We start from the raw sequence: 9,415 nt of genomic DNA on the forward strand, positions 1-9,415 counted from the left end.
GTACGGGACGGTACGGGCCGCGCATCAGGCCCCCGCCAGCACGGCGAGCTCCGCCCTCACGGACTGCTGCTCCCAGCTCTCCCGATCGCGCAGGTAGACCGGCCGGTCGGCCTCGATGGCCCGGGTCTCGGCCCCGCCGGGCGTGAGCCGCCAGCGCACCGAGCCCGTCACCGGCCGGGCGCAGAAGTCCATGAACGACTGGGTGGCCGCCCGCAGTTCGCCGAACCAGCGGCCCTCCAGCGCCTCCCGCACCCACAGCTGTTCGAGGTGCATCTTCTCGCGGATCGTCTCGGCCGAGAGCACCGCCGACTCGAGGTGCCGGTAGCTGCGCAGCAGGAGCCACGCGGCCGGCATCTCCCGGATCTCCAGCACCTTCTCGCCGCCGGCGAGGTGCTCCAGGCCGCTGTACCGCCCGAGGCCGAAGGCGCCGACCCGCCGGTTCAGCTGGTCGATCAGCGGCACCAGCGGCAGGCGGGTGCCGTCGACCGCCACCGGCGTACCCCCCTCGAACCGCACCTCGACGCCGTCCTCGGTGACCGCCGGTCGGCGCGCGCTCCACCGGAACAGCTGCTCCGGCACCGCGTGCTGCTCGGGGTCGTCCAGGAGCCCGGACTCGAACTCGCGGCACCAGAGGTTCGAGTCGCCGCTCACGACGCGCTCGCTCATCCGGGCGAGGCCGGCCTCCTTCAGCTCCTGGATCTTGACCTCCCGGCCCACCGGGTCGAGGTCGTACGGGCTGCCGTAGGCGCCGTCGAAGCCCAGCAGTTCCAGGGCGCCGTTGAGTCTGCGCATGGTGTTCTGGGAGCGGTTGGCGGTGTGCAGGACGGCCGCCGCCCCGAGTTCCGCCGCCAGTTCGGTGGCGAACCGGGCGATCAGCGGGCGGCTCAGGGTCGAACTCACCGGGTGGGTCCCCAGGTAGACCGCCTGGCTGACGATGGCCGCCCGCACGAACTCGTCGGCGAAGGCTCCACGGCCGTCCACGACGTGCAGCCGGACCCCCAGCTCGTCGGCGATCTGCTGTTTCTGTTCGCTGGTCTCGTCCTCGCCGAGGTCCACGCTCAACGCGTGGACGTTCCGGAACCCGGCGTTCTTCAGCCGCAGCAGGAGGAAGCTGCTGTCGAGCCCTCCGCTGAAGAGCGTGACGACGGGGGCTTCCGCCGGCAGGGCATCGGTCGTGAGTTGACGGAAGGAGCGGATCAAGCGGTGGTGGCTTTGCATGATGGTCCTTCGAGACGCGGTGGGGGAAGTGGTTCGGCGCGTGCGGCGGCCGTCCCGCGGGTGAGGTCCGCGGCCCGGGCGGCGGTCGGCCTCAGTCGTCCGAGTAGGTGCCGAAGGAGGAAGCGGATTCCGGCCAGTTCTCCTTCTGCCACCGGCGCAGTTCGGGGTAGCTCGCGTGCGCGGGCACGACCAGCAGCCGCTCGTCGAACCACGCGGTCAGGGAGTCGCGGCGGTCGCGGAACTCCTCCCGGGTGCGGCCGCTCAGCACGACCTGGCCGACGGCCTCGGTGGTGCTCGCGAGCGCGTCCGCCATGCGGAAGCCGTAGGGGAGTTCGAGCCGCAGGTACTCGACCCCGGGCAGGGCGCGCACCTCGGCCGGGGTCGGGTAGCCGACCAGGACGCCGGGACGGTTGTTGAGGTAGGTGGAGCCGATCGTGTCGGGCCGCACCGAGGGCTCGATCCGGGGGTCGGTCCCGGCCGCGCAGCGCAGCCCGGCGAGCGCCAGGTCGACGCCGAACTTGGCTTCGACCAGCTCGGGTTGGAGCAGTCCGCCGGTCCGGGCCGCGCACTCGCCGAATACCAGCTTCCCGGTGTCCGGCTGGTGGAAGAGCTCCATGTGGAAGGTGCCGCGCCGCAGGCCGAGCGCGCGCAGCGCCGGTTCCACGACCGAGCGTGCGAGGTCGTAGGCGGAGGCGTCGGAGACCGGGTCGAACACCTCGACCTGGAGCGCCCGGTTGAAGTCCACCGTGCTCAGGCAGGGCTCGCCGTACGTGCTGACGCTGAGGAACCGCAGCTCTCCGTCGAAGACCACGCCGTCGGCGATCCACTCGTCGCCCGCAACGAACTCCTCCAGGACGAAGGTCCGTTGGGGCATGCCGGCGCGCCGGAGATCGGCACACCGGGCGATCAGCCCGGCGCGGCCCTCGACGACCGAGGTGTTCCTGGTGCCGGCACCGGCGACCGGCTTGAGGACCGCCTTGTCGAAGTCCTCGACGCTCGCCGGATCCAGGTGGTGGACGTCCTCGATCAGGCGGGACCGGGTGACCTCGATGCCGGCCGCGGCGAGCGCCTCCTTCTGCAGCCACTTGTCCCGGAACCGCACGGCGGTGTCCGGGTCCACGGCGACCGGGACGCCCAGGACCTCGCCCAGGGCCGCCACGGTGACCAGGGCGAACTCGTCCCCGGTGTGGACGCAGTCGAAGTCCCGGTCGGCGAGGCCGGCCCGGTGCAGCGCGAGCAGCACGCTCTCCACGCTGGAGGTGTCCTCGGCGAAGACGGTCTCGACCCCGTCCGGAATTCCGATGAACCCCCAGTCGCGCAGGCCGGGGCCGTGCACCACGACGGGCTCGATTCCGTTGCGGAGCGCGGCCCGGATCAGGTACGGGTCCGCTCCGACGATCAGGGCCGAGGATCGGTTCTCAGACACGGGTCTCCTTTGGAACGGGGCGGGTCCAGCCCACGATGTTCGTGCATCGATTCAGTGGCAATTCCCCACCTGATGCCGCCGCTTCGGCGAATTCGCCGGGGCCTCGGGCGCGAATGACCGGGGGAATGCCTGCGGGGATGCGCGGAATGCGTCCCGTTCCGCGCATCCGTCACGCTCCGACGGATACGCGAACCCCCCGGTCGGCTCCGGAACCATGGCGTCGTGGTTCTTGATCCATAGTCCATGACAAGCAGTTGATGTGCAATGGCACATTGCATCTCACGGTGCCGGCGTCCCCATTTGACCCGTTTGGGCCGTCTATTTTCACATCGGATCACAAGTGGAGTCGGATCCTCCAGCGCGCTCGACAGGGCTTCCCCGGAGGGCATGTGACGGACCATCGGACAACCGGGCGTGTCTCCGGCGATCTGGGCAAGCGGGGCCGGATCGGACATAGCGCATGATTGCCGGTATTCCCCGGAAGAGGGTGGCGGGACCTCTTCCGATTGCTTAGGCTCCTGGAGGTTCCGGCACTTGCCCGGTGCGGCGGAAAACGGGATCCGACGGAATTCCCGGACGCGCCGCGGTCGGCCCTTTCCGCCTCCCGGCCCGGCCGGAGTGAGGACACCTGACAATTCCGTCCCGGCCGACCCGGACCTTCACGGGAACCCGCGCGACCCGTCGGCCGCCGGGATTCCCGCCCACCCGCGCGGCGTCGGCGTCGGTCCCATCAACACGCATTACGCGGCGCCGTGTCCATCGACCCGGTCAGCGCACGAGAGGACGGAGTCAGCCAGTGATCCAGCGGAACAACGGACCGACCGGGGACGAGCCGGGGGCCACCGTGCACGCCCTGTTCGAACACCATGCGGAGCTCGCCCCGGACCGGACGGCCGTGGTCGCGGACGACGGGCAGCTGAGCTACCGCGAGCTGAACGCCCGCGCGAACCGGCTGGCCTGGCGGCTGCGCGAGGCGGGCGTCGGGCCCGACACGCTCGTGGGCATCTGCGTCGAACGCTCCGCGGCGATGATCGTCGGGCTGCTGGGCATCCTGAAGGCGGGCGGTGCGTACGTCCCGCTCGACGCCGGATACCCCGCCGAGCGGCTGGAGTTCATGCTGAGGGACACCGCCGCCCCGGTGCTGGTGACCCAGCGCCGGCTCGCCGACCGGCTCCCCGCGGGCCGGGCGACCGTCGTCCTGCTCGACGAGGACCCGGCCCACCACCCCTCCGGGAACCTGCCCGCCGTCGGCCGGCCGGAGCTCGCCAACGTCATCTACACCTCCGGATCCACCGGAACACCCAAGGGCGTCCTGGTTCCGCACCGGAGCGTCGTCCACCTGGTGACCGATCAGGACTACGTGTCCATCGCGCCGGACGACCGGGTCGCCGCCCTCGCCACACTGTCCTTCGACGCCTCCACCTTCGAGATCTGGGGGCCCCTGCTCAACGGCGCGACCTGCGTCGTCTACAGCTTCGGCGGCACCGACCTGACCACCCTCTGCCGCCGGGTCCACCGGGACGCCGTCTCCGTCCTGCACCTGACCAGCCCCGTCTTCCGGCTGCTGGAGCCGGCGCACCTCGCCGACCTCTCCGGGGTGCACACCCTGCTGTTCGGCGGGGACTCCATCCGGGCCGAGGTGGCGGACCTCGCGCGGCAGGCCTTCGCGGGGCGGCTGATCCACCTGTACGGGCCGACCGAGACGACCGGCTTCGCGACCTACCAGGACGTCCGGACCATGGCACCGGACGCCACGATGATCCCGATCGGCACCCCGCTCGACCGGGTCCGGGTCCGGGTGCTCGGGCCGGACGGAGCGGACGTTCCGGACGGGGAGAGCGGAGAGCTCCACATCGGCGGAGCCGGCATGACCCGCGGCTACCTCGGCCGCGCCGAACTCACCGCCGAACGCTTCGTCCCGGACCCCGACGACCACGCCGGCTCCCCGCTCTACCGCACCGGTGACCTCGTCCGGCGCGGCCCGGACGGGGCGCTGCGGTTCCTGGGCCGGATCGACCGCCAGATCAAGGTGCGCGGCTACCGGATCGAACCGGGCGAGATCGAGGCCGCGCTCACCCGGCACCCCGGGGTGCACGACGCGGTCGTGGTGGCCCGGGACGACGGCGCGGGGGACAAGCGCCTCGACGCTTACGTCGTCCCCTCGTCCGGACCGGCCTCGGGACCTGCCTCCGGATCTGCCTCGGGACCTGTTGGCACCGCCGACGGCGCGGGACGCGACCGGGAACTGGTGGCCGACCTGCGCCGGCGACTCTCGACGGAGCTGCCGCGGTACCAGCGCCCGGCCTCGATCACCGTGATACCGGCGATCCCGCTCACGACGAACCTCAAAGTGGACGCGGCGAAGCTGCCCGCCCCCGCCGAGGAGCGCGATGCCGCCCAGGGCTCCCCGACCGCCCCCCGCGACGAGCTGGAGTCGGCGCTCGCCGCGCTCTGGCGCGAGATGCTCGGACTCACCGAGGTCGGGATCGACGACGACTTCTTCACGCTCGGCGGAGACTCCGTCTCGGCGGTGCAGCTGGCCACCGCCGCGACCCGGCTGTCCGGCGTCCCGGTCACGGTGCGTGACGTCATCGGCTCCCCGACCATCCGCGGACTGTCCGCCCTGGCCGACGGATCCGCCGCCGTGCGGGCCGACGGTGCGGCCGGCGCTCCGGCCGGTTCGCCGCGGCCGACTCCCGCCGGAGGCCCCGCATGAGCGGCCGGGCCCCCGCCGACGCGCCCCTGACCAGGGCGCAGAAGTTCCAGTGGTTCCTGGAGAAGGGGCTGGCCGAAGGACTCCGGCCGCTCCCGGCGGGGACCGACGAGGCCGCCGCCCAGCGCCTGGTGCACGCGCTGGAGGACCGGTTCGAGATCCTCCGCACCTCCCTCGCCGTCGTCGACGGAGAACTGCGGCAGCTGGTCCACCCGTCGGGCTCCCCGGTGCGGGTCGTCGACATCGCTCCGGACGGCACCGCCGAGCGGAGCCTGGGCGACCTGGTACGGGTGTTCACCGCGCACACCCACGGCAGGGTCGGCCGGTTCCTCGTGCAGTTCCATCTGCTCCGGTCCGAGGACCGGCGCTGGTTGGCGGTGGTCGCCGACAATGTGGCCGTGGACGCCGGGTTCCACGGCGTGGTGGACCAGCAGCTCACCGACCTGCTGCACGGACGGACAGACAGCCCGGACACCGGAGTCCCGCACCGGGGACCCGGGATCCAGCCGGCCGAGCAGGCCCGGCGCGAGGCCGACCCCGACGAGGACACCGAACGCACCAGGGCGCTCGACTACCTGCGGCGGCACTTCTCCCACGCACCGGCACGGATGCACCCGCACCACCCTCCCGGCGAAGGGACGGCGGGCCGCTACTACCGGAGCACGCTCACCCTGCCCGGCGCGGACGGCCTCTTCGCCCGCGGCATGGCCCACACCGGGCTGCTGCCCTCGGCCGTCGTCCTCGCCGCCTTCGCCCAACTGCTCTGCCTGCGTGCCGACACCGACGCGTGCACCGTCAACGTGTCGCTCGACAACCGGCACAACGCCGACCTCCGCCGGGTGCTGTGCGCCACCGCGCAGCGCTCCCCGGTGGCCCTCCGCCGGCAGGGCCGGAGCCTGCTGGAAGCGGCCGCCGAGGTCCAGCGGACCCTGGCCGAGGGGCACCCCGCCTACGGCCGGTACGACCCCTTCGACCTGATCCGCGAACGGGTCGAGGCCCAACACCGTCGAGGCGTCTGCCTCTCCACCGACCTCGCCTTCAACTTCATTCCGCCGCCGCAGGGTTGGCGGGAGCTGATCGAGGCCGAGCCCGGTCCCACGGACGGGCGTGGCTCGACGGGCGGGTCCGGTTCCACGGACGGGCCCGGTTCCACGGACCGGCCCGGCTCCCGGATCAGCTGGGCGACCACCGCGGAGACCTCCTACGAGTACGGAGCCAGCCTGTCGGTCCGCTGGGCCGACCCGCACACCGTCCGGCTGTCCGTCCACGGCGACTCCAGGGTCCTGGAACCCGAGCAGTGCGCGGCACTGCTGCGCGGCGTCGAGCTGGTCCTGACCCGGGCCGCGACGGGCCGGGACTGCTCGCCGGACGAGGTCGCGTCCGCCGTGGGACTGCTCCGGCTTCCCCGCGGCCCCCGCGAACGGTACTCCGGCGGGCGGTGGATCGACCTCCGCGCGATCGAGGACCTCCTGCTCGCCCTGCCCGGGGTCACGGCGGCCGGGGCGTCGCTCGAACCCGGCGGCGCGTCCGGCACCCCCCGGCTGACCGCCCGGGTCACCGCGGCCGACGGCAGCGCGCTCACCCCGTTCGACCTGCGGGAGGAACTGCTCCGAGCCGTGCACACGGGCGCGATCCCGGCGGTCCCCGACTGGTTCGGGATCGACGGCGGCGACGCCTCGGACGGGCGGGCGCTCCCCGGCCGCCCGGCGGCCACGGCCGAGGAGACCGCGCTGCTCACCGCCCTGACCGGGACCGGGCCCGGCCGGGCCCCCGACCTCGACCTCTGCTACCTGCGGGCGGGCGGCCGGCCGGAGCACTACCCGCGCTTCGCGGAGCTGCTCCGCCGGCTCGGCTACCACCCGCCCGGTTTCGCCCAGGTCAGCGGCATGGCCACCCTGCGCAGCCTGGCCCGGGAACTCCGTCCGTCCGGCCGGGCCGGAGGCCGGCCCGCGGCGCCGGCCGGCTGACCGGGCCCCCGGCGGACGCGACCTCGCCAACCGACCCGTGACCCACCGACCCTCGGAGCACCCATGACCAACGCAATGCCGGAGCCGGTCCTGTCCCAGGAGGAGGTCGATCGCTTCTGGCGAGACGGATACCTGCTGATCCGCGGCGTCCTGACCAGGCAGCAGGCCAGGCACCACGCCGGCCTGATCCTCGACCTGCTCCCGCGAGACCTGCGCGTCCCCGACCACTGGGAGGCGTACGACGGCCGGTTCAAACCCTTCAACACCCCGGGGAACCAGACCTTCGACGGACCGGAGTTCATCCCGCTCTTCCAGAACGAGCGGCTCTACCGGGTGGCGGCCCAGCTCCTGGGACACCCCCGACTGCTCGTCCGGGACGGCTCGGTGGCCATCACCATGCGCAACGACACGGCGCACCCCAGCGAGCTGAGCCAGGACCTGCACATCGACCCGGCGGTACCCGAGGACGCCGACGAGTTCCTGCTCACCCCCGAGGAGGTCGAGATCGGGGGCTGCTACTACTTCACGGACGTGGCCCCGGGCGGCGGCGGCATCCACGTCGTGCCCGGCGGCCACCGGATCGTCGAGGCCGAGGCCCGCGCCGTCCGCCAGGGACGGCAGCTGCACGACAAGTGGCGCAACATCCCGGACCTCGAGAGCGTCGAAGTGACCGGGCAGGCAGGCGACTTCGTGCTGACCCACCATCTGATGCCGCACGCCGCCTCGCACAACCGGCGCCCCGAGGTCCGGGTCGCCCAGTTCGTCCGCTACGCGCGGGACGACCAGCCCTGGGACGCCGGCGAACGCCCCGGTGACCGCCCGGCCGGTCACTCCTACAACGACCTGCAGACCGCGGCGATGACCCCGCTGGGCCGCCGGCTGCTCGGCGTCGACCCCTGGTAGCGGGCCCTGGCGGTGGCCGGTCCAGCACCAGTGGACCGGCCACCGGCACCGGTACCGGCACGCCCGGCAGACCATCCCTCAAGGAGGCCACCACCATGACGACACACCCGGACGGCATACCGCTCGACCTGTCCGTCGACCACGTAGAGCTGTACGTGGAGGACCTCGACGCCAGCGCACGCCACTACGCCCGGGCCTACGGGTTCACCGTGTACGCCACGGCCGACCGGCCGGGCGAGGCGAGGTCCGTCGCCATCGGCCGGGAGCACATCCGGCTGGTCCTCACCCAGGCCCTGGCGGAGGACCACCCCGCCGCCGACTACGTCCGGCGGCACGGGGACGGCGTCGCCGACATCGCCCTGGCCGTACCCGACGTGGTCGCCGCCTTCGCCGCGACCGTCCGGCGCGGCGCCCGGCCACTGGCCGAACCCGAGGAGACGGACGGCGTGGTCACCGCGGCCGTCGCCGGCTTCGGCGACCTCCGGCACACCCTGGTCCAGCGCCGCGCGGGAACCGACCACCGGCCGCTGCCCGGTTTCACCCCGGCACCGCGGAGCGAGCCGGAAGCGGACACCGGCCTGCTGGCGGTCGACCACTTCGCGGTGTGCGTCGAGGCGGGCCTGCTCCGGTCCACCGTCGCGTTCTACGAGCAGGTCCTCGGCCTGCGCAACACCTTCACCGAGCGGATCGTCGTCGGCGCCCAGGCCATGGACTCCGAGGTGGTGCAGTCGGCGTCCGGCGGCCTCACGCTCACCATCATCGAGCCCGACACCAGCCGCGAACCCGGCCAGATCGACCACTTCATCAAGAACCACGGCGGCTCCGGCGTCCAGCACATCGCCTTCCGCACCGACGACGCCGTGCGGACCGTCCGGACGATGGCCGAGCAGGGGGTGGCGTTCCTGTCGACGCCGGGCCCCTACTACCGGATGCTCGCCGAGCGGCTGCGGCTGACCCGGCACTCCGTGCCCGCGCTCGCCGCCCTGGGCATCCTCGTCGACGAGGACCACGAGGGCCAGCTCTTCCAGGTCTTCACCCGGACGCTGCACCCTCGGCGGACCCTGTTCTTCGAGGTCATCGAGCGGGTCGGGGCCACGACCTTCGGCAGCGGCAACATCAAGGCACTGTACGAAGCGGTGGAAGCGGAACGGCACGAGTGACCGCCACCGCCTCCCGAGGGTCCGGGCC

At 72.9% G+C, this 9,415-nt stretch carries 6 protein-coding genes; 4 read left to right on the forward strand and 2 right to left on the reverse strand.

The window, feature by feature from the left end:
- Positions 1 to 24: 24 nt before the first annotated feature.
- Both ACFU7Z_RS28780 and ACFU7Z_RS28785 read right to left on the reverse strand, forming a co-directional pair.
- The gene (locus ACFU7Z_RS28780; RefSeq protein ID WP_380780608.1) at positions 25 to 1,218 is read right to left on the reverse strand and encodes an argininosuccinate synthase-related protein; all 1,194 of its coding nucleotides are present in this window, start codon (positions 1,216 to 1,218) and stop codon (positions 25 to 27) included.
- 91 nt (positions 1,219 to 1,309) lie between these two features.
- The gene (locus ACFU7Z_RS28785) at positions 1,310 to 2,644 is read right to left on the reverse strand and encodes a hypothetical protein (protein WP_380780611.1); all 1,335 of its coding nucleotides are present in this window, start codon (positions 2,642 to 2,644) and stop codon (positions 1,310 to 1,312) included.
- 796 nt (positions 2,645 to 3,440) lie between these two features.
- On the opposite strand from ACFU7Z_RS28785, the gene ACFU7Z_RS28790 reads away from it, so the two are divergent.
- The 4 genes from ACFU7Z_RS28790 to hppD all read left to right on the forward strand — a co-directional run bounded on the left by ACFU7Z_RS28790 (position 3,441) and on the right by hppD (position 9,387).
- Positions 3,441 to 5,360: an amino acid adenylation domain-containing protein gene (locus tag ACFU7Z_RS28790; protein WP_380780613.1), complete on the forward strand. Its 1,920-nt coding sequence runs from the start codon at positions 3,441 to 3,443 to the stop codon at positions 5,358 to 5,360.
- The gene (locus ACFU7Z_RS28795) at positions 5,357 to 7,324 is read left to right on the forward strand and encodes a hypothetical protein (protein ID WP_380780615.1); all 1,968 of its coding nucleotides are present in this window, start codon (positions 5,357 to 5,359) and stop codon (positions 7,322 to 7,324) included. Before ACFU7Z_RS28790 ends, ACFU7Z_RS28795 begins: the two co-directional genes overlap by 4 nt.
- Before the next feature lie 63 nt (positions 7,325 to 7,387).
- Positions 7,388 to 8,227, forward strand: a complete 840-nt coding sequence (locus ACFU7Z_RS28800) for a phytanoyl-CoA dioxygenase family protein (protein ID WP_049651375.1) — start codon at positions 7,388 to 7,390, stop codon at positions 8,225 to 8,227.
- Positions 8,228 to 8,322: 95 nt separating this feature from the next.
- Entirely contained in the window at positions 8,323 to 9,387 is a 1,065-nt protein-coding gene (gene hppD, locus ACFU7Z_RS28805; protein WP_380780618.1) for a 4-hydroxyphenylpyruvate dioxygenase, read from the forward strand.
- The last annotated feature ends 28 nt before the right edge of the window (positions 9,388 to 9,415 follow it).

This window comes from Kitasatospora sp. NPDC057518 (assembly GCF_042802075.1).
Classification (GTDB): domain Bacteria; phylum Actinomycetota; class Actinomycetes; order Streptomycetales; family Streptomycetaceae; genus Kitasatospora.